The organism is Brucella sp. TWI559 (assembly GCF_039674265.1).
GTDB lineage: Bacteria > Pseudomonadota > Alphaproteobacteria > Rhizobiales > Rhizobiaceae > Brucella > Brucella chromiisoli.
This window is the reverse complement of sequence record NZ_JBDJNE010000068.1, coordinates 1-816: the sequence shown is the minus strand read 5'-3', so window position 1 is coordinate 816 and position 816 is coordinate 1. Positions and strand designations below refer to the sequence as shown.

The window sequence follows — 816 nt, the reverse complement described above, 5'->3', positions numbered from 1 at the left end:
TGGAAAATGGCGAGGTTGTTCCCCGCCTTTCCAAAGAATTGCTGGAAACATTTCTCGCCTTGAAAGAGCACACAGGCGACCGCCCCAAGGTGAAAGCCAAAGGGTCGGTCACGCTCAAACTCAATATTGAAGTGGTGGACGGCACAGTCACCATCGAAGCCGATATTGGTTCGAAACGACCAAAGCAGGTTCATGGATCTTCGCATTTCTGGATGCTCGAAGACGGCAGTCTTTCAACGCAACACCCCAAGCAAATCGACATGTTCGGCGGCCCACGTGAGGCAACGCGCAGCGCGTCCGGCGTGATCAACGCATAATTTTTCAACAGCCATAGGATTTAAAATGTCTGAGACTCCGATTGCAACAAACGCAGTTCACAATCTGGCCATTGATATCACTGCCGCAGCCGAACTTGGCGCGCAGGCAAGTGGTGCTGAACTCGTCACAATTGAAACCACAGAATCAATGATTGGGCTTCCTAAGGAAGTGCCAGCCTTATTGACACGCGGCAGCACACCGTCAATTTCGGGTGTTGATCATATTCTTGAAAAATATCGCGTCTTTCCAAGCCGCAAGCGCGGTGTCGCGCAAGTGCAGACTTTGGATGCATTGATTGATCTGACCAATCGCCACAAAACGGAAGACTCGGCAATATTTGCCAATCTTGATTGGACCAAGCCAAGCCTCACATCGATAATTGATTATCATCGCAATCTGTCGGGTGGAGATGCTGATAACTGCCAGCATCGTATCCATTATGAGTTTCCCTTGTCAGATGACTGGAAACTCTGGGTTAAGAATGACGGCGAGGTGATG

General features: G+C 49.8%; 2 protein-coding genes. Both read left to right on the top strand.

Features of this window, described 5'->3' with window-relative positions:
* A partial coding sequence (locus ABE530_RS19630) for a YfdP family phage-associated protein (RefSeq protein ID WP_499695726.1) occupies window positions 1-317 on the top strand: 317 nt, incomplete at its 5' end.
* A 25-nt stretch (window positions 318-342) separates the two neighbouring features.
* The coding region (locus ABE530_RS19625) for a DUF2303 family protein (RefSeq protein ID WP_499695725.1) at window positions 343-816 on the top strand (474 nt) is incomplete at its 3' end.